General features: G+C 49.6%; 19 protein-coding genes. 12 read left to right on the forward strand and 7 right to left on the reverse strand.

Annotated elements, in window-relative coordinates; genetic code table 11:
* Positions 1-9 precede the first annotated feature (9 nt).
* On the reverse strand, positions 10-2,238 hold the full coding sequence (locus tag B2X65_RS03440; protein ID WP_290610684.1) for a DNA internalization-related competence protein ComEC/Rec2: 2,229 nt from the start codon (positions 2,236-2,238) through the stop codon (positions 10-12).
* A gap of 23 nt (positions 2,239-2,261) precedes the next feature.
* On the opposite strand from B2X65_RS03440, the gene B2X65_RS03445 reads away from it, so the two are divergent.
* Positions 2,262-2,783, forward strand: a complete 522-nt coding sequence (locus tag B2X65_RS03445) for a DUF2062 domain-containing protein (protein WP_290610685.1) — start codon at positions 2,262-2,264, stop codon at positions 2,781-2,783.
* A gap of 6 nt (positions 2,784-2,789) precedes the next feature.
* Here B2X65_RS03445 and B2X65_RS03450 read toward each other — a convergent pair whose 3' ends face one another.
* Genes B2X65_RS03450 through B2X65_RS03460 form a run of 3 tightly spaced genes read right to left on the reverse strand, consistent with a single transcriptional unit; the run spans position 2,790 to position 5,896 of the window.
* Positions 2,790-4,028 (reverse strand): lipoprotein-releasing ABC transporter permease subunit, encoded by a 1,239-nt coding sequence (locus B2X65_RS03450; protein ID WP_290610686.1) that lies wholly within the window; start codon positions 4,026-4,028, stop codon positions 2,790-2,792.
* Complete coding sequence (gene lolD, locus B2X65_RS03455; protein ID WP_290610687.1) at positions 4,021-4,704, reverse strand: lipoprotein-releasing ABC transporter ATP-binding protein LolD; 684 nt, start codon at positions 4,702-4,704, stop codon at positions 4,021-4,023. The genes B2X65_RS03450 and lolD overlap by 8 nt, the downstream gene beginning before the upstream one ends.
* Positions 4,697-5,896 carry a lipoprotein-releasing ABC transporter permease subunit gene (locus B2X65_RS03460; protein ID WP_290610688.1) on the reverse strand — a complete coding sequence of 400 codons (1,200 nt, stop codon included), beginning with the start codon at positions 5,894-5,896 and terminating at the stop codon, positions 4,697-4,699. Before B2X65_RS03460 ends, lolD begins: the two co-directional genes overlap by 8 nt.
* A 110-nt stretch (positions 5,897-6,006) precedes the next feature.
* Here B2X65_RS03460 and B2X65_RS03465 point away from each other — a divergent pair, with 110 nt between their 5' ends.
* From B2X65_RS03465 to ylqF, 5 genes are all read left to right on the forward strand, one after another.
* Positions 6,007-6,597 (forward strand): PilZ domain-containing protein, encoded by a 591-nt coding sequence (locus tag B2X65_RS03465; protein WP_290610689.1) that lies wholly within the window; start codon positions 6,007-6,009, stop codon positions 6,595-6,597.
* 75 nt (positions 6,598-6,672) lie between these two features.
* Complete coding sequence (mfd, locus tag B2X65_RS03470) at positions 6,673-10,152, forward strand: transcription-repair coupling factor (RefSeq protein ID WP_290610691.1); 3,480 nt, start codon at positions 6,673-6,675, stop codon at positions 10,150-10,152.
* The gene (locus tag B2X65_RS03475) at positions 10,149-11,315 is read left to right on the forward strand and encodes a CsiV family protein (protein ID WP_290610692.1); all 1,167 of its coding nucleotides are present in this window, start codon (positions 10,149-10,151) and stop codon (positions 11,313-11,315) included. Before mfd ends, B2X65_RS03475 begins: the two co-directional genes overlap by 4 nt.
* A 176-nt stretch (positions 11,316-11,491) precedes the next feature.
* Complete coding sequence (locus tag B2X65_RS03480) at positions 11,492-11,770, forward strand: hypothetical protein (protein ID WP_290610693.1); 279 nt, start codon at positions 11,492-11,494, stop codon at positions 11,768-11,770.
* Between the two features lie 53 nt (positions 11,771-11,823).
* On the forward strand, positions 11,824-12,759 hold the full coding sequence (gene ylqF / locus B2X65_RS03485) for a ribosome biogenesis GTPase YlqF (protein WP_290610694.1): 936 nt from the start codon (positions 11,824-11,826) through the stop codon (positions 12,757-12,759).
* A gap of 6 nt (positions 12,760-12,765) precedes the next feature.
* Here the strand turns inward: ylqF and B2X65_RS03490 are convergent, their stop codons facing one another.
* Positions 12,766-13,692 (reverse strand): cation diffusion facilitator family transporter, encoded by a 927-nt coding sequence (locus B2X65_RS03490; protein WP_290610695.1) that lies wholly within the window; start codon positions 13,690-13,692, stop codon positions 12,766-12,768.
* Positions 13,693-13,862: 170 nt separating this feature from the next.
* On the opposite strand from B2X65_RS03490, the gene B2X65_RS03495 reads away from it, so the two are divergent.
* The 4 genes from B2X65_RS03495 to B2X65_RS03510 are packed head-to-tail and all read left to right on the forward strand — an operon-like array spanning position 13,863 to position 19,826.
* Positions 13,863-14,117, forward strand: a complete 255-nt coding sequence (locus tag B2X65_RS03495) for a hypothetical protein (protein WP_290610697.1) — start codon at positions 13,863-13,865, stop codon at positions 14,115-14,117.
* Positions 14,118-14,167: 50 nt separating this feature from the next.
* Complete coding sequence (locus B2X65_RS03500) at positions 14,168-15,454, forward strand: TolC family protein (protein ID WP_290610698.1); 1,287 nt, start codon at positions 14,168-14,170, stop codon at positions 15,452-15,454.
* A complete protein-coding gene (locus B2X65_RS03505; RefSeq protein ID WP_290610699.1) occupies positions 15,447-16,688 on the forward strand; it encodes an efflux RND transporter periplasmic adaptor subunit in 1,242 nt (413 codons plus the stop codon). Before B2X65_RS03500 ends, B2X65_RS03505 begins: the two co-directional genes overlap by 8 nt.
* A gap of 9 nt (positions 16,689-16,697) precedes the next feature.
* Complete coding sequence (locus B2X65_RS03510) at positions 16,698-19,826, forward strand: efflux RND transporter permease subunit (protein WP_290610700.1); 3,129 nt, start codon at positions 16,698-16,700, stop codon at positions 19,824-19,826.
* Between the two features lie 57 nt (positions 19,827-19,883).
* Here the strand turns inward: B2X65_RS03510 and B2X65_RS03515 are convergent, their stop codons facing one another.
* A complete protein-coding gene (locus tag B2X65_RS03515) occupies positions 19,884-21,521 on the reverse strand; it encodes a response regulator (protein WP_290610701.1) in 1,638 nt (545 codons plus the stop codon).
* Positions 21,522-21,650: 129 nt separating this feature from the next.
* On the opposite strand from B2X65_RS03515, the gene B2X65_RS03520 reads away from it, so the two are divergent.
* A complete protein-coding gene (locus tag B2X65_RS03520) occupies positions 21,651-22,226 on the forward strand; it encodes a DUF1993 domain-containing protein (RefSeq protein ID WP_290610702.1) in 576 nt (191 codons plus the stop codon).
* A gap of 58 nt (positions 22,227-22,284) precedes the next feature.
* On the opposite strand, the gene ahr is transcribed toward B2X65_RS03520, so the two are convergent.
* Positions 22,285-23,286 carry an NADPH-dependent aldehyde reductase Ahr gene (gene ahr / locus B2X65_RS03525; RefSeq protein ID WP_290610703.1) on the reverse strand — a complete coding sequence of 334 codons (1,002 nt, stop codon included), beginning with the start codon at positions 23,284-23,286 and terminating at the stop codon, positions 22,285-22,287.
* A gap of 189 nt (positions 23,287-23,475) precedes the next feature.
* Here ahr and rimO point away from each other — a divergent pair, with 189 nt between their 5' ends.
* Complete coding sequence (gene rimO / locus B2X65_RS03530; RefSeq protein ID WP_290610705.1) at positions 23,476-24,879, forward strand: 30S ribosomal protein S12 methylthiotransferase RimO; 1,404 nt, start codon at positions 23,476-23,478, stop codon at positions 24,877-24,879.
* Positions 24,880-24,882: the final 3 nt, after the last annotated feature.

Below are 24,882 nucleotides of genomic sequence, written 5' to 3' on the forward strand. Positions count from 1 at the left end.
TTGCTTATTCTAGCGCGTTGTTGCCAAGGTTTCAGCAATTGCGGCTGGCTTTTCCAGCCAAAAAGGTAATCTTTGCTGCCGCCAGCTGGTTAATCGCAGTTTTTGGTCGCTAAATTCAACGGTAATGGCACCATACTCTGCGGTATTAAGCAAAGGGACTTGCAGTAACGCCAGTCGCTGTTGCACCGCTGCAGCAGGATGCTGATAACCATTCATAAAGGCAGCGGCATTCAACGCAACGGCCGGGCGCACCTGTTGCAACATTGCCAGGCTGTTAACTGCACCACTACCATTATTGGCAAGAATAATGATATCAGCAGCCAAATTCTCATTGTTATCAACCAACGCCTGCTCTGTAATCTGGTCTAGTTTACCGGGAATAAGTATCCGCCACGCACCTATCGTGATACGAACAATACAGCTGTCGCCTGCTTCGGCGCTCAGTATTTCAAGCCGGATATCCTGATATGTAGCAGGTAATTCAGCACAGGAACCTGCGCCAGGCTGCTGACTCAAACCAGTGAGGTTATGCTGGTCTACCTGGTAGTTGTGCTGCAACGCCCAGAACCGGCTACGTTCGGTGCGCAGCTGTCGAAAAAGGACATAATCGAGCTGTTGCACCCCAAGCTGCCGCAACACAGGTGCTAACTGACTGGCAGCAATGTCCTGAGTGGCCAGCGCGGGTGCCATGTCATACAACAAAGCTTGACGCCCCTTTTGCAGCAATACTGATTGTCGCTGACCGCTATCGAGTAAATGTAATTGCCAGGGCGGCGACTGCAGCGTGCTGCCGGTAAGCAACAACAGGCTAAGGGGCAATAGCAGCACGGCGGCTTTTCTGGCAAAAATCAGCGAAATAAGCAAAATTATCGCCGAGAGTGCCACAGCCGTGCCCGAAACCTCTGTCACCGACCACCATACGGGCAACTGAGCGCTGTACTCTAACCACCACAATAACGGCAATAAAGCACTGTCGGCTAGCAGCCATAAGCCACTGGCATTGATACCCACAGCAGTGAGCACTAAACTGAGCAGCAATAATGGAATTGCAACCAGGCTGCACCAGGGCACAAATAGCAGATTGGAGAGCAGCATTAAAGGGCTGAAGCCTCCAAACAGGATGACGCCAAGCAGGGTCATTGCCAGGGTTAATATCAGGTGGAAGGTCAGAAACCAGCGCAACCGGCACCGCCAGTGATAGTGGGTTAGCGGATAACGCCACATCACAAGAAATATGATAGCGACCGCCAGCACCGACAGCCAGAAACTGACACTAAGCCCCCAGAACGGCCAGATCAGCAGTAATAAGGCGACTAAGAGCAACCAGAAGCGACTTAAGGATACTTTTAGCAACTGACTTCGGCACATAACCAGAATGGCAAGACCAATGCTCGCCCGCAAGGTGGGAATAGCAAAACTGGCAAGCCAGGCATAAAGTAGCGCTACGGCCAACGCCAGTATTAAGGCCAGTTGCTGCTGTCGCGTCACCGCAAGCAAGCCTTTGCTCCAGCTGCCAAGCCACAGCATCCAGCCAAATACCAGCCCGATATGTAAACCAGAAATAGCCAGTAAGTGGCCTAAGCCTGCCTGCTGAGCGCCCTGCCATAGCCAGGGTGGAAAATCACGCTCACCCACTGCCAGTGCTCTGAGTAAGGGTGCGGTACGATACGGCGCAATAGCCTGCTCTACCCGGGCAACAATACGCTGGCGTAAAGAGTATTGTTGCTTAAGCAGAATGTGCCGGCCAGCGACAACGTGGCCGCTTGCGACCACGCTTTCTACCAGCGCATAGGTTTCGGTGTTAAAGCCACCCGGGTTAGCATAGCCCTGGACCGGTTTAAGTTGCAGCCTCAAGCGCCATTGCTGGCCAACGCTGAGCGTTGGTGGCTGTTGCCAGCGTAATGATAGTTTAAATCCCGATGCTGGCCCACTTAGCACAGTTGCGCTAAGCTGGGTGTAGTCTGGATATACTTTAGGTGGCGTATCGATAATCACTAACACCGCATCGTCTGTGGTACTTAGCACGGCATCGCGGGCCATCTGATGCTGCTGATACTGCCAGCTCAGGCTGGCCAAAAAGCAGCCAGCGCCTAACATAAACGTTATTAACAGTGGCCGGCGCCAGACAAAAACCAGCAAAAGCAGTATTCCAAAAAAAATACTGAAAAAAGGTGGCACTATCGGCAAAAATAATGACAATAGGCTGGCTGTAATAACTCCGATGCAAAATCCTAACATGGCCTCTTTCTATACAGGTTGGAATGCCCAAAAAACTATTTAAGAAATATCTACCATCAGCTGAAAAAATCAAGCAACAAAAACTTATAAATTTATTTGGAAGTTTGCTACACGATGGTAACCTTTGGCATTTAAACCGACGCTCGGCGCGCGGTGCTTTTGCTGTGGGGCTGTTTTGGGCTTGGATCCCCATGCCATTTCAGATGCTGGCAGCCGCCGCTACGGCAATTCCATTGCGAGTAAATATGCCGTTAACGATGGCATTAGTATGGACATCAAACCCGCTTACCATGCCGATTATGTTTTATTTAAGTTATCTGATTGGCGCTGTGGTGCTGGCGCAACCGCTGGAGCCATTTGCATTTGAGGCGAGTCTGGAATGGCTTAGTCATAGCTTACATACTATTGGTAAGCCGTTTTTACTGGGATCGGTATTAATGGCGATAACCGCCAGTATCAGCGGTTATTTTATGATTGACTGGCTATGGCGATTGTCTGTTAAGAAAGCCCAGCTTGCTAAATTGCTGAAAAACCGTAAGCGTTAACCGGGCTTAGTGCTGGCCAAGAATGGTCGCAGGTTCAACTTTACTGGCGCGCCAGGCGGGGTATAGCGTCGCCAGCAAACTGAGTAACAACGCTATGCTCAGGGTCAGTAGCACATCCTGCCAGCGCAGCACTGAAGGCACAAAGTCGATAAAATAAATGCTTGGATCCAGTAAGGTGCTGCCCACCACCCGGGTTATGGTGGCAAAAACTGATTCAATTGTACTGGCGAGCAGCACACCAAACGCTACCCCCAGCAGCGAACCAATAAGTCCGTTTAGCCAACCAAGCAATACAAAGGTTTTAATCAGCTGGCCGGGCGCCATCCCCATGGTCAGCAAGATCGCAATGTCCGCTTCTTTCTCACGTACCGCCATAACCAGGGTTGCCACAATATTAAAACAGGCCACAGTAATAACCAGGGTTAGTACCAGATACAAAATAGCCCTTACCATCTGAATATCGTTGTAAACATGCCCCTGACTACGATACCAATCCAGCGTGTAGACGTACTCGTCAGATAGCCGGCCGAGCACCCGCGCCAACTGCGGCGCCGCGAATACGTCATCTACCCTAAACGCCAACCCATGTACCTCACCCTCTGACATTCCTAACCAGAGTGCTAATGCCGGCATATCAACCCATACCTGGCTGTAGTCAAGCTGGCCACCGAGCGCCACAATGCCGCTGACCGTTAAACTGACGGTGCGATGACTGGCCAGACTGCCATCGGCAGCAAACCGGGGCAGCATCAGTTGCAAACTTTGCCCCACCGTAATGTCTAAGGCATCAGCAATACCCTGGCCCAGGATAATTTGCGTGTCATCCAGCATAGCCATACTACCTTGGGTAACAAACTCAGTAACCGCACTGATCTGCTGCTCGTGTTGCAGGCTTACGCCCCGCACCTGAGCCGCTTTTACCGCACTGCCATGGCGCAGCATGCCGTTGGCTTTAATAAAAGGCGCGCCGGCACTCACACCATCCACCCCAGACATGGTTGCAAGCTGGCGTGGCCAGTCGGTCAGCGAATAATCTACCGCTTCAAGCTCAATATGGGGGATCACTGCCAGCAAGCGATCTTTTAACGCTTGCTCAAAGCCGTTCATTACCGACAGCGCCAGAATAAGAATAGCGACGCCAAGGGCAATACCCGAGGTAGAGGACGCCGAGATAAAACGGATAAAGCCACTGGTGTGACGGGTGGATCGGTAGCGCTTTGCCAGTTGCCAGGCCAGACTAGCCATGCATCACCTCAAGCTTTCCTTCACGCATCAGATACTGGGTATCCAGCCTTCCTGCCAGTTCTGTATCGTGGGTTACAACTACAAAACTGGTCGCCATACTGGTATTTAACTCGCGCAATAACTGGTAGATAGACTCGGCAGTATGCTGATCCAGATTACCGGTCGGCTCATCAGCGAGCACCAGAGCAGGTTGGGTAACCAGGGCTCTGGCAATGGCTACCCGTTGCCGCTCGCCGCCACTCAGTTCTGAGGGCTTGTGATGGCCCCGGTGGCTCAGGCCTACCCGGGTAAGCAGCGCCGCTGCTTTTTCCAGAGCATTCTGCTTATTGTCGCCCCGGATTAACAGCGGCATTGCCACATTTTCCAGCGCAGTAAAATCCATTAACAAATGATGAAACTGGTAAATAAAACCCAGCTGCTGATTACGTAACCTGGCCTTTTTAGCTGAACTTAACCCTGCAAGAGATTCGCCGGCAATGTCGACCGAGCCGCTGTCAGCCAGATCCAGCGCACCTAAAATATGCAGCAAGGTACTTTTACCCGAACCGGAACTTCCGACTATTGCCACCATTTCCCCGGCGGCGACACTCAGGCTCACGTTATCTAATACCTGAGTAACCGCGCTGCCATCGCGGTAGCTTTTACTGATCTGGTGAGCTTCTAATACTTTATTCATCGCGCAAAATTTCCGCCGGATTAACTTTAACAGCCCGCCAGGCTGGATACAGCACTGCCAGCAGGGTTAACCCTACTGCACAGGCGAAGATAGTGATAATTTGTAATGGGTTAATGTCGATGGGTAAGGCAATGCCGCTGGCCAGCTGCAAGCCGAATACATTCAGTACTTCGTTAAGCTGCAAGCTTAATACTACCCCGCCGAACACCCCGAGCAGCGCGCCAACCATGCCGTTGACGACGCCCTGAAACGCAAACACCATAAACAATTGACTATCCGTCATGCCCAGTGTCTTTAAAATTGCCACTTCCGCTTGTTTTTCCGTCACCATCATCACCAACGCCGAGACAATGTTAAAGGCGGCCACGGCGACAATCAGGAGTAACATCAACCACATCATGGCCTTTTCCATCGCCACCGCAGCAAACAATTTACCCTGACTCTGGCGCCAGTCTGTGACACTGCGTAATTGGGCATTTTTGCTTAAGCGCTCTGCCAGCAATGGGGCACTGAACGGTTCTGCCAGGCTTAAGCGCCACGCGGGTTCGCGACTGGAAACAGGCAGCAACCGGGCCAGATCATCCAGCCGGGTGACCGCAAGTAAACCATCAACTTCAGAGCCGGTGTCGACAATGCCCACAACTTCAAACAGCCGCTGTCGGGGTAGCCAGCCTACCGGAGTATAACTGCCCCCCTGCGCCAGCATAAAACGTAATTGCTGGCCACGGCTAACCTCCAACTGCTCTGCCAGGCCTCGACCTAACACTACACCATAACGGGTATCGGCGAAGTTTTGCCAGCTACCGACCACCAGCGCCTGCTCTAGAAATTGCGGTAACTGCTGCGGATTAATGCCCTGCAACATCACCGCATTCAGTTGCCTGGGTGCCTGAACCAGGGCTTCGGTTTGTAAAAATGGGCTGATATCCTGCACACCATCGTGCTCGGTTAACGCCGCTTGCCAGGCATTGTCAGCAGTTAAGGGCTGCACCACAACGTGGGGAATTACTCCCAGGATGCGTTTTTTAAGTTCAGCTTCAAAGCCATTCATTACCGAGCTAACCAGTGTTAAGGCCATTACACCCAGCAAAATACCTGCTACTGAAAAAAAAGTAATAAATGAGATAAAGGCATTGCCCTTGCGGCTTTGGCTATAACGTAAACCAAGCAAAATGCTGACAGGTAATTGCATGTTAATATTCAGGACTTCGCCTCGGTTAGATGGTAAATTAGCTGCAAAAATCGCTGCTGATAATAGTGATTATTAGCCATAATGACAAGCAACCTTACTCGAGGCCTGCTATGGACCCAATATTACAGTCGTTAACCGACGCGTATAACGACTACTTTAATGTCGAGCACGACATTACTGTCAATTGCAAAGAGATTAACGGCAGTTTGCCTTCTGAGCAGGAATTTTTAGCCAGTATTCCGGAACCGTTTTTACTGGCTGGTGAAATGGGTGGCTTAAACATGTCGGCCTTGCGCTCACTTAACCGGATTGGCGAACTGGCTGATGAGTTAGCTAATTATCTGCAGCAGCAAGCACGCAAGATCGACTTGTTGCTGCATTACGTACTTCGACAGCAAGACAGCTCAGAGCATCGTCAGTATACGTTAAGTTATGGTGGTGCAGGATTATGCTTGCAAAGCAGCCAACCGGTTGCGCTGCTGGCACTGGTTGAATTAAAAGTTTTTCTGGCTGAAAACGAAGGGGCGGTATATTGCCTGGGCCAGGTAATCAGTTCTGAGCAGACAAGCGATGGCTGGCAAATAAAAGTTGTGTTCAGGCGGATTAGAGATCAAGATCGCGAACTTATTGTTCGGGCCAGTTTGCATCAGCAATCGCGCCAGTTAAAACAAAAAGCCGCGCAGCGCCAGTTACCAGATTAACCATCTGCAGTAAAAGTTGGCGCTGCTGCCAGCATTAATAACAGTGACATTATTTGTATAGGGCTTCAGGTTTTAATGAGTTTTATTAAGTTTTTACCACGGATTAAACGTCAGCAGGATCAGATTAGCTGGGGCCAGCTGCATGGCGCCGCCTTACCTTATGCTATTGCGCAACTGGTACAGGCCGAACCCGGGGTATATTTACTGATCGTGCCCGACACCCCCAGTGCGCTCAGGCTGGAACAGGAACTGGCAGTTTTTTTTAATGACAGCAGCTGCCCCGTGCTCACCCTGCCCGATTGGGAAACGCTGCCTTATGACGTATTTTCGCCGCATCAGGATATTATTTCCCAACGTCTGAAGACGCTTTATCAGTTGCCAAGGCTAACGCAGGGACTGGTTATTGTGCCGGTCAGTACCTTGCTGCTTAAAATCAGCCAGCGTAATTATCTGGAACAGTCCAGTTTTCTGATTGAGCAGGGCCAGCAGGTTGATTTAACCGAGCTGAAGTTGCAACTGACTGCGGTCGGTTACCGGGCAGTGGACCAGGTAATGGAGCATGGCGAGTTTTCAGCCCGTGGCTCGTTACTCGATCTATTTCCAATGGGTTGCAGCTCGCCTTTTCGCATCGACTTTTTTGATAATGAAGTGGATGGCATTCGTACTTTTGATCCCGATAATCAGCGCAGTTTAAGCCAGGTCAAGGCCATTGAGTTATTGCCTGCCCATGAGTTTCCGACTGATAAAGCCGCGATCGAGCGGTTCCGGCTGCGCTATCGTGAGCGTTTTGCGGCCCGTAATGAAAAAGAGTCATTATATCAGCAAGTCACACAAGGCATTTTCCCGGCGGGTATTGAATACTACTTGCCCTTGTTTGCTGAGCACACAGCCAGCTTGTTCAGTTTTTTACCGCCAGGCTGTATTGCCTTAAGTTATGGTGACATTGAACACAATGCCAATCAGTTCTGGCTTGAGCTAAAGCGCCGCTATCATGATCGCGCTATCGACACCATGCGGCCGATTTTGCCACCGCAGGAACTCTACCTGCAAACCGATGAGCTGTTCAGTGAACTTAATAATTTCAGCCGGTTAAAACTAAGCCGTGCCACCTTACCAGCCAAAGCTGGCCAGGAAAATGCACCGGTTACCGAGTTACCAGATCTGAATATCCAGCATCAGTTAAAGCAGCCACTTAGCTTGCTTAGCCAGTTTTTAGTAAGCTTAAAGCAGCAAAATGGCCGGGCAATTTTCTTTGTGGAAAGTGAAGGCCGGCGGGAAAGCCTGCATCAGCTGTTTAACAAAGCCGGGATCCGGGCACCTGAAATTACCCGGCTGGCTGATTTTGCCAACAGCGACGCTGATTTAGTCATACTGGTAGGCGCCCTGGAGCAAGGTGCCTTTATTACCAGCAGCCCGCCACTGGCCCTTATCAGTGAAAACGAGCTGTTTGGTCAGAAAATAAGCCAGCGCCGGCGCCGAAAAAAAAGTCAGCAGGTTTCCTCCGATACGATTATCCGCAATCTGGCCGAGCTGACCGAAGGTCAGCCCGTGGTTCATTTACAGCATGGCGTTGGCCGCTACCAGGGGCTACAGGTGCTGGATGCGGCAGGGATCAGCGCAGAATTTGTTACCATTGAATATGCCGGTAGCAGTAAGTTATACGTGCCGGTTTCTTCGTTACACCTGCTAAGCCGCTATTCCGGTAGCGATCAGGAACATGCACCGTTACATAAATTGGGCAACGACACCTGGGAAAAAGCCCGGCGTAAAGCCGCTGAAAAAATTCGTGATGTTGCCGCAGAGCTACTGGATGTCTATGCCCAGCGTGCCGCCCACCAGGGTTATGCCTTTAAAGTCGATCTGGAGCAATATGCGGCGTTTGCCGATAGCTTCCCGTTTGAGGAAACTGCCGATCAACAAGACGCTATTACTGCTGTTTTAAATGATATGCAAACCCCGCAACCCATGGATCGGCTGGTCTGCGGTGATGTTGGCTTTGGTAAAACCGAAGTGGCAATGCGTGCAGCCTTTATTGCGGTTAATGATGGCAAACAAGTGGCGATTCTGGTGCCCACCACCCTGTTGGCACAACAACACTTTGAGAACTTTAAAGACCGTTTCGCTAACTGGCCGGTACGGGTTGAAGTGTTATCCCGCTTTGTCAGCCAGAAGCAGCAAAAAGCGGTATTAGAAGATGTTGCCAACGGCAAAGTCGATATTTTAATTGGTACCCATAAATTATTGCAGGACGATATTAAACTGCACGATTTGGGTCTGCTGATTGTTGACGAGGAACACCGCTTCGGGGTGCGCCAGAAAGAAAAAATTAAAGCACTGCGGGCCAATATTGATATTTTAACCATGACCGCCACGCCGATTCCGCGTACTTTAAATATGTCTATGTCCGGCATGCGGGATCTCTCCATTATCGCTACGCCGCCGGCTCGCAGGCTGGCAGTGAAAACCTTTGTCAGGGAATTTGAGGCCGGCTTATTGCGTGAAGCCGTCATGCGGGAAATCCTGCGCGGTGGCCAGGTCTATTTTTTACATAACGACGTGGCGACCATTGAAAAAATGGCGAGTGATCTGACCGAGCTGGTACCAGAAGCCAATATTGCTATTGCCCATGGTCAGCTGCGTGAGCGTGACTTAGAACGGATCATGGCAGATTTCTATCATCAGCGTTTTAACCTGCTATTGTGCTCTACCATTATCGAAACGGGTATTGATGTACCCACCGCCAACACCATTATCATTAACCGGGCTGATAACTTTGGTCTCGCACAGCTGCATCAGCTGCGGGGTCGGGTTGGCCGTTCTCATCATCAGGCTTACGCTTATTTGCTGACACCGCCACCCAAACGGCTTAGCAAAGATGCTGAAAAACGGTTGGAAGCCATTTCGTCACTGGAAGACTTAGGTGCCGGTTTTGCGCTGGCAACGCATGATTTAGAAATCCGCGGAGCCGGTGAACTGTTAGGCGATGAGCAAAGCGGCCAGATTGAAACTATCGGTTTCACCCTGTACATGGACATGCTGGATGAAGCCGTTACCGCACTGAAAGAAGGCCGTCAGCCCAGCCTGGATATGATGCTAAGCCAGCAAAGCGAAATTGATTTAAAACTGCCAGCGCTGCTACCCGACAGCTATATCCCTGATGTAAACTTACGGCTATCTTTCTATAAAAAGCTGGCCAGTGCCAAAGATGACAGCGAGTTGGATGATGTGCAAGTGGAGTTGATTGACCGGTTCGGCCTGCTACCTGATGCGGCAAAAAATCTGGTTAAGCTTACTGAATTTAAGCAGCAAGCCCAGCAGCTTGGCATTAAACGAATTGAAGCTAATGCCAAAGGCGGATTAATTGAGTTTGCAGAAAAAACTCGGGTTGCCCCTGCCTATATTATTGGGCTTATCCAGCAACAAAGCCGGATATTTAAACTGGAAAGCGGTCAGAAACTACGGTTTACTATCGCCAGCCCTGATGCCAAAGACCGGTTAAACCTGGTAGCCAATATGCTGGCTGATTTCAGTCAGCATCAGCTGGAGAAAGCATGAAAGTATCTGTTGTAAAAACTATCGCTGTTGCTGCTACTGCCCTTATCGGTGGCGTGCTGCTTTTTATCAGTCACGATGCCAGCGCGTCAGGCCTCCCGGCAGAGCGCTGGTTTGAAATTGAGCTTATTGTGTTCAGCCCTGGCCAGAGCACTGAGCTGAAAGAGCAATTTGACCGCGAGGTTAAACCCATTCGCCTGGGCACAAGTGTTGACCTGGTGTCAGCCAAATATCAGCCTGAAATCAGGTCTTTGCTGCTGGCACTATCACACTGCGATGCGAACGCTGACGCCGGGCGTGGTTTTTTACCCGCCACGTTGCGTAACTGGCAACAATGGCAGCCGCCTTATGCTGCTCTATTTTGTATCAGTGAGACTGAGCCAGCAGCCTGGCAGCGTACAACGCTTTTTCCGGAAAAATTAGTAAATACAGCGCTGCCTATGCCAGATAGTCTGCCGGTTGTATTGGCTGGCGAGTCTGAACAACATCAACCCGTGCCTTATCTGGCACCTAAAAACGCTTTTGCATTAACAGAGCTTGCCAGCAAAATAAACCGTCAGTCAAATCAGAGTCTGTTATTACATACGGTGTGGCGCCAGGCACCGGTTACTGAGAAATTAGCCGTGCCAAGCCGCTGGTTTGCCGGTACAAATTACTCAGAAAAGATCGATTACTGGGGCCAGATCCGGCAACAGAGCGTGACAGAGTACGACGCTGCTCTACCGGGGATACCAGTTAACAGCGAGCCACAGGATAATTTGTTCAATGCCATCGATACCGTGCTGGGCCAGCTTCAGGCTGCCGGCAAACTGGAGGACATGGCCAGCCCCGACCAACAGCTGCCAAAGATTAGCGACAGTCTGTCTAATCTGCCGGATCACGTCTGGCAACTTGATGGTTTATTTAAACTGCATTTAGATCACTATCTGTTTATTAATACTGAGTTTAACCTGCGCCGCCCTTTGCCTGAAGGCGCTATGCAAAGTATTAATGTTACGCAAAGCCGGCGGGTAATAAGCGGCGAGCTGCATTATCTTGATCACCCCTATCTTGGCATAATTGTTCAGATCAGGCGGTTTGAACCACCCCAGCCGGAGCCGGTTAATGAAGCAACCAGTCCTGACATCGCTTCACCTGAGCCAGTCCCCCGCACACCCAACAGATGATCTAAATTTGTTGCTTATATAACAGCTTAAATAGTAAAGGCTGCTGATTGAGGCTTGCTTTATTTAAAAAAGGTACTAAACTAGCGCCCTCGTTACATATTTATACAAATAACAACGGGTAAGTAACATGGTTTTTTCTTACAGTAGTCTTACCCATTAACCACAGCCAGAGATCAATGGACGATTTTAATTTAAATCCCGAATTTACTCCCGCGCATTATGTGCTGTTGCTGTTGTTGCTGGTTTTTGCCAGTGCAGGCAGTAGCCTGTTAGCCTGGCTGATGCCACATGCCGCTCACAGCCTTTGGTTGGATGTATTGCCGCCGCTGTTGGGATTGTATAGCTTGCTGTTACTGTTTAAAGGTCTGGGTATTATCCGTTTGCCCTCTGCCGCCGTTTACTCCGCCATACTTACCCCGATCACCCTGATTAGCTTTTATCAATTTTTGCTGTAGCCCTTTATCACAATAGAGTATGATGCGGCCCTGATCGCTATTGAGGATAACTGATGTCAATTAACTGGTTTCCGGGCCATATGCACAAGGCCCGTAAAGAAATTGCTGAGGTAATGCCCCAGGTTGATATCATTATCGAAATGCTTGATGCCCGTATCCCCTTTTCCAGCGAAAATCCCTTAGTGCCGCAGCTTCGTGGTAATACACCCTGCATTAAGGTACTCAATAAAGCCGATTTAGCCGATCCTGCGCTTACTGCAGTGTGGGTAGCCCATTTTGAGCAGCAAACTGGCGTGCGGGCGATTCCGATCAGTCAGCAACACCCGGAGCAAATAAAAGCCCTGTTAAAACTGTGTAATGACATGCTGCCAGAGCGCAACCTGGAAATTCGTCCCGCCCGCGCCATGATCATGGGCATTCCTAACGTAGGCAAGTCGACCTTAATTAACACCCTGGCCGGCCGTACCATTGCTAAAACCGGTAACGAAGCCGGGGTGACCAAGGCGCAGCAACGAATTAAGCTGGAAAATAACGTTATATTGACCGACACCCCGGGGTTTTTATGGCCCAAGCTAAGTCCGCCAACCTGTGGTTATCGCCTTGCGGTAACGGGTGCCATTAAAGATACCGTATTTGAATATGCCGACATCGCGATGTTTGCCGCAGATTACTTACTGCAAGTGTATCCACAGGAAGTGATGCAGCGCTTTGATTTAACCGAGCAACCAGAAAACGATCTGGCGCTGCTTGATGCCATTGGCGTGCGCCGCGGTTGTATGCGCAAAGGTGGTATTGTTGATTTGGAAAAGGCAGGCACAATTCTGATAACAGAACTACGTGCCGGCAACCTGGGCCCGATTACCCTGGAAACCCCGGACATGGTCAGTCAGGAGCAAATTGATGCCAAGGCCGAAGAAGCGGCCAAATCAAAAGATAAAGCCGAGCGCGAGGCAGAGCGTAAGCGCCGTGCCCAGCGTAAATATCGCTAATAATAATTACTCCTCTTGGTTTTCATATAACTGGCGTTCGTCACGACAATTTTCTTGGGTTAATTCCAGTTCTATTGTGGTGTGCGCTAAATCAAATGGCGCCAAAGCATTGGCAATGCGTTGTTTAATCCCTGCATAAACAGTGGCATTAAAATCACTGCCAACGTCTGTTACCAGATGCGCTGTCAGCACATGATGTTCGCCATCCAGTGACCACAAATGCAGATGATGGATGCTTTGCAGTGCATCGATATCCAGTAAGGTGCGTTCGATTTTTTGCTGTAGTGCCTTATCCGGGACAGCCTGCAGAAACAAACGCGCAGTTGCCGTTAAGTTTCGCAGTACATTAATCAGAATAAATAAAGTAAAGCCAATTGACAGTAGCGGGTCGAGAATAGGCCAGTCGACAAACTGTAAGATTATGGCGACGATAAGCACCGCTACCCAGCCCAGCACATCTTCCAGTAAATGCCAGTTCAATACTTTCTCGTTAAGGCTTTTACCTTTACTGAGTCGATAAGCAGCAAAACCATTCACTGCCACACCTAAGACTGCCAGCACCAGCATTCCTTCAGTAAGCGGCATCACAGGGTTTGCCAACCTCGGGATCGCTTCAGATAATACCCATAGCGAGCCACCTACCAGCACCAGACTGTTAATTAAAGCACCAAATAACGATAAGCGGCGATAGCCATAAGTGAATTCATGGTTAGCTGACTTACGGCCTAGTCTGTTTAATAACCAGGCACTGCCAATTGACAGGCTATCACCCAAATCATGCACCGCATCAGCCATAATAGCCGTACTATTGGTTAACCAGCCGCCGATAAATTCAATGATTGTAAAACTGACATTCAGAAAAAACGCCAAAGCAAGGCGATTGTCGCTGTCATCCTGATGGAGAGACGGATGATGGTGCTGATGATGATGCATTTAATGCTCCTGCAGATGCACTGCTAGTGATGATGACTTCAGCAATGCGACTTGTCGTATAGCTGCAATAACGCTAACATGGCACAGTGTTAACGAGGGCTTTATGACAGGTCGAACTACAGGCTTATTACTATTATTACTGATAATGCTCAATCATGCTGTGATGGCATGTGATGGCATGTGATGCATTAGTGGTACATATGCCTGAACATGACCATTCCTTAACCAGCCTGATCGATAGCCACAGTGAAAGCAGTGTCACAGATAACGCTGAGTACCACAATGAGCATGCACATGTTACCTGCCATATCGCATTTTTTTACGGCATTGAACTGCTGAACTTTGGCGAGACCGCCATAGCCAACAGCCCCTGCCAATTTAACGTTATCAGCTACAGCCCGCCCGTACCGCCTCCCAACACCTGATCCTGCTTGTTTATCACTTTTACTACTGATTAACTAACAGGAGCATACCTATGCGTATGACATTTGTGCTGCCGGCTTTGCTGGCGGCAACAAGCTATTCGGTTGCGCTTGCAGCAGAACAACCGCAAACACTAGCGCTGCCTCAGGCCTTACAACGCACTTTGCAGCATGACGCCACGCTGCAAGCGTTTCCGTATCAATTACGAATGGCTGAAGCTCAGCAATTGCAAGCCACCATTAAACCTAACCCTGAGTTGGATATCTCGCTTGAAAATGTGCTGGGCACCGGTGATAACCGGGGCCTGAACGCTGCAGAGCTTACCCTGAGCCTGAGTCAGCATATTGAGCTGGGAGAAAAACGCGAGCGCCGGGTAGAACTGGCACAACGGCAAAGCCAGCTGCAACGTGATAATTATGAACTGGCCAGACTGGATGCGCTGGCAGCGACAACGTTGCAATATGTAGAGTTATTACGTCTGCAACATTTGCAGCAATGGGCCGTTGAAAAACTTAGCCGTGAACAAGCGCTGCTGGCCACGGCAGAATTGCGCAGTCAAGCTGGTAACCTGCTGGATGCCGATATCAGTCGGATTAAACTGCGGCTGCTGCGCAGCCAGATTAACCTTGCAGATATCCAGCAAACCATGGAGAGCCGTCGATATCGCCTGGCAGCAAGATGGAATGCCGAACCTGATTTTTCTGTGGTAACTGGCGATCTGGCCATATTGCCGCAACTGCCCGCGTTATCATCATTGCAGCAACAACTGCAGCAAAGCGCTGCCTTGCAGCGTTATATTACTCTGCACCAAGTTGCAGATAGTCAGCTGCGTTTAACCGAGGCCAACAGTCAGGCCGATATCCGTATTTCTGCCGGGTTAAGACGTAACCAGGCTAATAACGACAATGCCCTGGTGTTTGGCTTTAGTATACCGCTAACGCTTACTGATCCAAACGAAGGGCGTCGCCTCGCCCAAGCCGAAGATCAAGTACTGCTGGCCAGGCAGCAGCAACTCGCCGCCAGCGAACTCGCCCTGCTGGTGAAGCAGCAGTGGTTAAATTTGCAGCACCTGCGTGACACAATCCAAGCGATCAATACTCTGCTTTTGCCAGAAGCAAAAAAACTGCGGCAAACCAGTTTGAACAGTTATCAGCAAGGTCAGCTTGACTTGTTAAGCCTGTTATCAGCAGAAGAAGAGTTGGCACAGGCAGAACATGACCTAATCCAAAGCCAAAGCCGCTTTCATTTGACTCTGCTGGAGTTGGAGCGCCTTACCGGCCTACCTATGACATTGACTACCACAGTGCCTGGCGCTGCATTGGAGCAAAGCTATGAATAAGACACCGACCATACTGACCAGCTTGCTGGCAGCGCTATTACTGTTTTTTATCGCCACGGCACAAGCCGCAGGCGGACATGACGATCATAGCGACGCACATGCAAGCGAACAGGCTGAGGGCCCGCATGGCGGCAGATTGTTAACTGATGCTGATTTTGCGGTGGAAGTAACCATTTTCGAAACAGGCATACCGCCGGAAATGCGTTTGTATGCCTATGCCAATGGTGAGCCGGTTTCAGCCACTGCGCTGGAAGCTAAAGTGACACTGCACCGGCTGGATGGCCAGCAGGATGACATCCGGTTTAGCCCGGAGCAGCAGTACCTGGTCGGCGATATCAGCATCAGTGAGCCTCACTCGTATCGCGTTGATATTAGCGTCAGCTATCAGGGCCAGCAATACCACTGGCATTACGATAGCTTTGAAGGAAGGGTTGAACTGAATGACAGAATTTTTGCCTTAGCGGGTATTGGCACTGATATCGCCCAAGCGCAGGTACTGACCCAGAAAACCCATTTATTTGGCGTGATCAGTAGCCCGCCTACCGCCCGTTATAGCGTAAAAGCGCCCTATTCCGGCACGCTGACAGAGGTATTGGTACAACAAGGCGATACGGTCACTAAGGGCCAGCGAATAGCCCGTATTAGTAACGCCGCAACCTTAAATATCTACGATATTGTATCGCCGGCAAACGGCATCATTACCGACCGTTTCTTTAACAACAATGAGCTGATCCGCGACGAGGTGCTGTTTAACATCGTTGATTTCAGCAGCGTCTATGTCGAGCTATCTGCTTTTCCTAACGATATCGACCAATTGCGTGTCGGTATGCCGGTGTCCGTATTCAGCTTGCATCACGGTGAAAGCGCTGACAGCAACATAAGTTACATTGCCCCGCAGATGACTGAAGGCCATATAGCGCGGGCACGCGCCGTGATGGACAACAGTAATGGTTACTGGCGGCCAGGTATGCATATCAAAGCTGAGGTACTGACGGCAACCATACCGGTTGCGTTGGCCGTGCAGAAACGCGCTATTCAGCGCTTTCGGGATATGCCGGTGGTATTTGCCCGCTACGGCAATACCTTTGAAGTGCGGATGCTGCAGTTTGGCCGTGAAGACGATAACTATATAGAAGTCACCTCAGGCCTTAAACCCGGTACTGAATACGCCACTGACAACAGCTTTGTGCTTAAAGCCGACATATTGAAATCAGGCGCTAGCCATGATCATTAGGAGTGCGCCATGATTGACATGCTATTAAAGTTTGCCCTTAGCCGCCGTTATCTGGTGCTGGGGCTAACCCTGCTGCTTATTGTCGCTGGCATATACAATGCTCAGCGCCTGCCCATGGATGCTGTGCCTGATATTACCAACGTCCAAGTACAAATTAACACGGAGGCGTCTGGCTATTCGCCACTTGAAGCAGAACAAAGGCTTACGGTGATCATTGAAAATGCCATGGCCGGTTTGCCAAAGCTGCAATACAGCCGATCACTGTCGCGCTATGGTATGTCACAGGTAACCGTTGTTTTTAATGACGGTACCGATATTTACTGGGCACGACAGCAGGTCGCTGAACGCTTACAGGCCGTTCGGGCCAAATTGCCTGCAGAGACAAATCCAACACTGGGACCTGTTGCCACCGGGCTGGGTGAGATTTTTATGTATACCGTCAGCGCTGCCCCTGACGCACTAAAAGACGATGGTACAGCTTATAGCGCAGAAGATTTACGCACCCTGCAGGACTGGGTGATAAAACCGCAGCTGGTTAACGTCAAAGGGGTGACAGAGGTAAACACCATTGGTGGCTATCAACGTCAGTACCAGGTGGCGCCCGATCCGGCAAGGCTGTTAGCGTTTAAACTGACCCTGGATGATATCGCCAACGCGCTTGAGCGCAACAACAGCAATGTTGGCGCCGGTTATATAGAGCAACGAGGCGAGCAATGGCTGGTGCGCTCACCGGGTCAACTGCGTAACCTTGATGACATCAGCTCGCTGATTATCGCAAAACGTGATGATGAGCCGGTGCGGCTGCGCGATGTGGCCGACGTCTATTTCGGTAAGGAGCTGCGCACCGGTGCGGCCAGCCTTAATGGCGAAGAAACGGTATTGGGCACCGTGTTTATGCTGATGGGTGAAAACAGTCGCACCGTTTCTCAGGCAGTGGCAGAAAAACTTATAGGAGTTAACCGCTCATTGCCCGACGGCGTCAGCGCCAATGCGGTTTACAACCGCACGACCCTGGTAGACAAAACCATTGCTACGGTACAGAAAAACCTGTTTGAAGGGGCGGTACTGGTTATCGTGGTGCTGTTTGTCTTTCTGGGCAATATTCGCGCCGCGCTGATTACCGCCCTGGTTATTCCGCTAAGCATGCTATTTGCCATTAGCGGTATGGCCATCAATAAGGTCAGTGGCAATCTGATGAGTTTAGGCGCTATCGACTTTGGTTTAATGGTCGATGGTGCAGTGATCGTGGTGGAAAATTGTCTGCGAAGACTGGGGCTGGCCCAACACAGAACAGGACGGCTGTTAACGCTTGAAGAGCGCTTAAGCGAAGTGTATCAGGCTACCCGTGAGGTGTTTACCCCGGCCGTATTTGGTGTACTGATTATTATGTTGGTATTCCTGCCTATTTTTGCGCTAAGCGGGGTCGAGGGCAAAATGTTTCATCCGATGGCCTTTACCGTTATTGCCGCATTGGCCGGTGCTGTGCTACTGGCGATTACCTTTGTTCCGGCAGCGGTGGCCATTTTTGTCCGTGGCAAAGTGAAAGAGCAGGACTCGGCGCTAATGCACACCTTAAAACGTGGTTACTCGGTATTACTCAGGCAGAGCTTGCGCCATTCAGTACTGTTTATCGGCGGCGCCGTACTTGTTATGGTGGCAATATTCTGGCAAGGCAGCAAACTCGGTAGCGAGTTTATGCCACAGCTGGATGAAGGCGATATTGCCTTGCATGCGCTGCGTATACCTGGAACCGGCTTAAACCAGTCGCTTCAAATGCAACTGTTACTGGAGCGTGAAATAGCCGCCCTGCCTCAGGTAGAGCGGGTATTTAGTAAACTGGGTACCGCAGAAATTGCCACTGACCCCATGCCGCCGAATGTGGCTGATACCTTTGTCATACTGAAGCCAAAAACACAGTGGCCAGATCCCAGCATGAGCAAAGCTGATTTCGTGGCGTTACTACGCCAAATCGTTGAAGCCGTGCCGGGTAATAACTACGAGTTTACCCAGCCTATTGAAATGCGCTTTAATGAGCTGATTGCCGGGGTTCGCAGCGATGTTGCACTGCGCATTTACGGTGATGACTTAACCGAGCTCGCCAGACTGGCTGAACAGGCGTCTGCGTTACTAGCCACAATACCGGGTGCTGTTGATGTCAGAATGGAGCAGACAACCGGCTTACCAATGTTATCAATTGAGGCTGATCGGGAACATCTGGCATTACTGGGTATTGATGTGGCAACTGTGCAACAGACAATAAAGACTATGATTGGCGGTACGCAGGCCGGCCTGATTTACCAGGGTGATAAAACTTTTGAGCTTATCATCAGAGCAGATGAAAGCTTAAGAGTTGATCCACAGCAATTAATGCGTCTGCCGGTAGCATTGTCTGGCATGTCGGATAACCACACTGAGTTAACCTATGTACCACTTGGCGAAGTCGCCCATTTTAATGAGATTAGTGCCCCTAATCAGATAAATCGGGAAAGCGCTAAGCGCAATATCGTGGTCAGCGCCAATGTGTCCGGGCGTGATCTTGGCAGTTTTATTAGTAAAACTAAGCAGTTAATGGTTGATCAGCTTGCCCTGCCACCCGGTTACTGGCTGGGTTATGGCGGTACCTTTGAGCAACTGCAGTCGGCGTCTAATCGTTTAATGTGGGTGGTACCGCTAACGTTGCTAATGATTTTTGGACTGCTGTTTAGCGCGCTTAATTCAGCAAAGGATGCCTTAGTGGTATTTAGTGGTGTGCCGCTGGCATTAACCGGTGGTTTTGCCGCCTTGATGCTACGCGATATGCCACTGTCAATTTCTGCTGCGGTAGGCTTTATTGCCTTGTCAGGTATTGCGGTACTTAACGGCGTGGTGATGTTGGCAATGATAAAACAACTTCGACAGCAGGGCCTTAATTTGCGCGAAGCGATTGAGCAAGGCGCGGTACAACGGTTAAGGCCGGTATTAATGACCGCACTGGTCGCCAGTCTGGGGTTTGTGCCGATGGCGTTTAACAGTGGTACCGGCGCCGAAGTACAACGTCCACTGGCAACCGTGGTCATTGGCGGTATTATTTCCGCTACACTGCTGACCCTGTTATTGCTGCCCGCGCTTTATAAGTGGGTACATAAGCAAGAAAAGTAGTACCGGTTTTTCCCGGACATGTTTGTGCGTATTGCTGCCAGCATAAATGCTGGCAGCTTAGGTTAAAACAGATTGCAGTTGCTGTTGATAGTGCTCAAATAGGGTGTGTTGCTCACTCTGCAGCTCAGCATACGACAACTGTTGCCTGATGTTTTTTGCCAAAGCAGTGCAGCCTTCATCTAAAGGCGCCTGACTTTGCATCGCCACCAGCACTTTGAGGATATTCAACGCCACGTTCATATTATTCGGGGTAAGTGAGTAGGCTTGCTCTAATGAATTTAATGCGGCCTTAAATTTATTACGCTTAAAAAATTCTACTGCCATCCTGTTTAACTGCTGCGGGGTAAAATGCACTGCGGTGCGCTCGGCGGCTTCCTGCTCAATATATTTGCCGACTACCTGATTGGTCAGGCCGGTACCAGCGATTTGCCGCTTAATGGCATCAATCAGGGTGACCGCTTCTTCCCGCCGGCCCAGCTCGTGCAGCGCTTTAACCTTATCCAGATTATCTTCCACCGAGGTAGTCGGTCGCAAACTCAAATGATTATCAACGATGCCCTCGGCTTTAGGCCGCTCTTCTCTGGCAGTATGTAACCGCGCCCTTACCACCAGCAACTGCTCTTTCAGCTGAGCTGCCAGCGGTAACTGTTTTTCCAGCTCAGTTAACAATAATTCTGCCTGATTCAGTACTTTTAACGAATCGGCTTTATCCAGAGTAGTGGCATAATCGATGGCTGAGCGCACCACATTCAGGCGCAGTAATGGCGAATCATGGATAGAATTTTTGGCAAACTTCGCCATAGCAATAGTGGCATGATACTGACCGGCATGATCATGATTCAGCCTGGCTAAATCGAGTACGCGTTTGTTGCGTTCGATATTGCGCGGCGCCAGCCGGCTGGCTTTTTTTATCTCAGTGTACGCTTGCTGATAGTCTTCTTTACCAATGTAGTAATGCGCCAGCATGTCATAAGTGGCAAAACGGGTGTCGGTTTTATCAGTAAGTTGCTGTAACAGTTCCTGAATATCAGCAAGCTTATCTTGTTGCAGCAAGGCTTTAATGTAACCCAGATACACCCAAGAGACCTTGTGCTGCGCTTTTAGCAAATTGTCGTAGTACCTAGCAGCCTCGGCAAACTCACGTAAATTAAGTAAACACTCGCCTTTTAACCGCTTCATTTGCAGATGATATTTTGTTAAACCCGTGTTCAGTAAATGACGCTCGGCAAAGTAAATGGCTTTACTGTAATCCTGGCGGTCTATCGCCTGGTACACATTAAACAAGGTGCGTTTAACTTCCAGGGTTACTGGCAGGCGGTTTTGGACATGTTTACTGCTTAGCGGTTTTACCCAGAAATCGTCGGGCTGAAGTTCAACAATGCTGTTGACTAAGTCTTCACTGGTTTCGGCACTTAAAAAAATTAACACCGTACATTTGGTGACATGGCGTTTAAATTTCAGCTCTTCGAGTAAATGAAAACCATCTTTATCGCTTTGCACGTTAAAGGCACAAATTACCACGTGAAAGGTGGTTTGTTCACATAACCGCAGCGCATAATAAGCATTTTCGGCACATTTAACCTGCTCTATACCCAGCTCAAATAAAGCGGATTTAATAACATTTTGCACCAGTATCTGATCATCGATAATCAGAACATTAAGCTTATTTAAGGCAGTAAGTTCTTCCTGTTCCATGGATTGACGTCTTATCCCCAAAGTTGATATTCATCATACTAACCGCTCACTCGCTATATTAGCAAAAAATAAAAATATAAAATCTCCGCTAACGTTGCTGAAAATATAATCACCTTTGGCCATTGTTCTATGAGCGGAACACCCCAAACTCCACCTCAGTACTTTCTATTAACCAAGCCAGAGGGCCTGACCATGTTTTACGATTTGAGCGTAGTGCAAAATAGCAAAATGTTGAAAAATTTAAGCGCGATTCTGGATAAAGGAGCCGCGTATGCTGAACAGAAAAAATTTGATGTCACGGTATTGTTAAACGCACGGCTGGCACCCGATCAGTTTAACCTTATTCGTCAGGTACAAATTGCCTGCGACAGCGCTAAACTTGGGGCAGCGCGCTTAACCGGCCAGGTAGACAGTGCGCCAAAGCATGCAGATGATGAGATTAATTTAGCGCAATTGCAGCAACGCATTAATGATACGATTGATTATCTTGCCAGCTTTAAAAAGGCAGACTTTGATAATGCCGCCACGCAGCATGTTAGCCAGCCGCGCTGGGAAGGAAAATATTTAGACGGATACGAGTTTTTAATTCAGCATATTATGCCAAATGTATACTTTCATATCACCACCAGCTACGCCATATTGCGCCACAATGGCGTCGATGTTGGTAAAAAAGATTACTTAGGTGCTATGCCTTACAAATCTTAATTTTCTGAAATTTACCTATGAAACGCCGGGTAATTTACCCGGCGTTTTTATTATAAGCCTAACGCTCCAGCACAATACGGTAGCGGGCTTTACCACTTCCCAGGTGCGCCAGCGCTTCATTAATCTGACTGAACTTAAAGGTTTCCACAACCGGCTTAATGTCATGCTGCACCGCAAACTCCAGCATTTTCGCTATGGTGGCCGGGCTGCCCACCGGCGAGCCTGATACGCTGCGCTGCGCCATAATTAAATTAAACACACCAATATCTAATGGCTCCAACGTGGCACCAACAAAATGCAGCCGTCCTTTGGCTTTAAGCGTCGACAAATATAAATTCCAGTCCAGTTTCACATTAACGGTGGAGATAATAAAATCAAACCGGCCCGCCGCTTGTTCAATATCATCTTCACTGCGGGAATTAATACAATGATGAGCCCCCAACTCTTTCGCTTCTGCCATTTTACTATCACTGGAGGTAAAGGCGGTTACTTCACAGCCCCAGGCCCGCAGAAACTGCAGACCAAGGTGCCCCAAGCCACCAATGCCTATTACCGCCACTTTATCAGTGGGTTTTACGTCAAACTGCACCATCGGGTTAAACACGGTAATACCACCGCAAAACAGCGGGCCGGCAGTTTTTGCGTCCATTCCTTCGGGTAGCGGGATGACCGCGCTGGCATTAGCCCGTACTTTGTCGGCAAAACCGCCATGACGGCCAACAATGGTACTCTCGGCACTGCTGCACAGATTATGATCACCGCTGCCACAGGTGCTACACACATTACAGTAATCCGATTGCCAGCCAAGCCCAACCACCTGCCCTTCTTTTAAATGGGTGACATCAGAGCCGACAGCAGCAATTCTGCCCACCACTTCATGTCCTGCCACCAGCGGATACGAAGACATTCCCCATTCGTTATGCAACATTGAAATATCTGAGTGACAGATCCCGCAGTAATCGACCGCAATTTCCACCTCTTGCCGGCCGAGTTTGCCCGGATCATACTGCCAGGGTTCAAGTTTGCCTTTCGCTGCCATTGCCGCATATGCATTAATCATAATATCTCCGTGTGGTTTATTTTTTCTGTCACTAATGGCTATACAGTTAACAGTATTAACCAGATCTGCTGAAGTGCACGGAAATAAGCCGGCAATGGCTATAATTTGACCAGTAGCACCTGTTTCTTAGCGTACTTTCAGGTATAATCCGCCGACTTTTTTCAGGCTGCGCCTTAATACAGAGACACTATGACAGTTCAAACCTTCGACCCAAGCCAAACCACCACCCTGGATACTTCTGCCAAAGCGCTGGCACAGCAGGCAAAAACCGCTGCCAGCAATGGCAATACCATCGGATTTGTGTCCCTGGGCTGTCCTAAAAACCTGGTCGACTCTGAGCGTATTCTGACCCAGCTAAAAAGCGAAGGTTACAATATCGTCCCCAGCTACGATGATGCACAGCTGGTTATCGTTAACACCTGTGGTTTTATTGACAGCGCAGTGCAGGAGTCATTGGATACCATTGGCGAAGCACTGGCTGAAAACGGTAAGGTTATTGTGACTGGCTGTCTGGGCGCACGCGAAGATGAAATTCGTCAGGTGCACCCGAATGTGCTCGGTATTACCGGCCCGCACAGCTATGAAAACGTGTTAAAGCAGGTACATGAGTTTGTGCCTAAGCCAAAGTACGACCCTTTCACCATGCTGGTGCCAGACCATGGCGTCAAATTAACGCCCAAGCATTATGCGTACTTAAAAATATCGGAAGGCTGCAACCATCGCTGTACTTTTTGTATTATCCCGTCAATGCGTGGCGATTTAGTTAGCCGGCCAGTGGGTGAAGTTTTAGATGAGGCGCAGCGTTTAAAAAATGCTGGCGTTAAAGAGCTATTGGTGATTTCGCAGGACACCAGTGCCTATGGCGTTGATGTGAAACACCGCACTGGTTTCTGGAATGGTGCGCCGGTGAAAACCTCTATGCAGTCCTTATGTGAAGCCTTAGGCGAGATGGGTATCTGGGTAAGGCTGCACTACGTTTATCCTTACCCGCACGTCGATGACATTATTCCGTTAATGGCCGCTGGCAAAGTACTGCCCTATTTAGATATTCCGTTTCAACATGCCAGCCCACGCATTTTAAAACTGATGAAGCGCCCCGGTCAGGCCGAGCGGGTATTAGAGCGAATTAAAAAATGGCGCGAAATCTGCCCTGAGCTGACCATCCGCTCTACCTTTATTGTTGGCTTTCCGGGCGAGACCGAAGAAGATTTCCAGATGTTGCTCGACTGGTTAGATGAAGCGCAGCTCGATCGCGTTGGCTGTTTTAAATACAGCCCGGTGGTGGGTGCTAAAGCCAACGAGCTGGCCGATCCGGTGCCGGACGATGTGATGGAAGAGCGCTACCACCGCTTTATGCAAAAACAGCAGGCAATAAGTGCGGCTCGGTTACAAAACAAAATTGGTAAAACCATTAAAGTGTTAATTGACGAAGTCGATGAAGAAGGTGCCATTGGCCGAAGCTTTGCTGACGCCCCGGAAATTGACGGCGCGGTGTACTTAAACGGCTTAACCACTGTTAAACCGGGCGACATCATCGATGCCGTTGTCGAAGAAGCCGACGAATATGACTTATGGGCGTCAATCGCTGAATAAGCG

The organism is Arsukibacterium sp. UBA3155 (assembly GCA_002364615.1).
Lineage (GTDB): Bacteria > Pseudomonadota > Gammaproteobacteria > Enterobacterales > Alteromonadaceae > Alishewanella.